This window comes from Paenibacillus sp. 598K (assembly GCF_003851045.1).
Classification (GTDB): domain Bacteria; phylum Bacillota; class Bacilli; order Paenibacillales; family Paenibacillaceae; genus Paenibacillus_D.
The window spans coordinates 1-314 of record NZ_BFBX01000028.1; the positions used below are offsets into that span (position 1 = coordinate 1).

Genomic DNA, 314 nt, shown 5'->3' on the forward strand with positions numbered 1-314 from the left:
GTCGCAGACGGCTCCTCCGCCGCTCGCGGCAGCACCGCCGCCTCGGCGCTGGAGGCGGCCGCCAGCAGCAGCCACGCGCACACCAGCGCCAGCAGGCTGGCTGGCAGCCAAGCCCCTCGCGCGGTCACGCCACCTTCTGCTGCTACCGTCGCGGCCCCCTTCCTTACCGACTCGATCCCCCAGGCCGCACCTGCTGCCGCCCCAACCTTGCTCATCCTTCTGTCGCTCATCCTCTGTTCCTCCCTCGTCATCGTGGCGAATCGGTCATCAGAAGCTTGCTTATCCTGTTTGTCATGCTTGTCTTGCTTGTCTTG

General features: G+C 66.6%; 1 protein-coding gene. It reads right to left on the reverse strand.

The window, feature by feature from the left end:
- Positions 1-230 (reverse strand): hypothetical protein (locus tag PA598K_RS10055; RefSeq protein ID WP_221414121.1); only part of this gene is annotated, 230 nt, incomplete at its 3' end.
- Positions 231-314 lie beyond the last annotated feature (84 nt).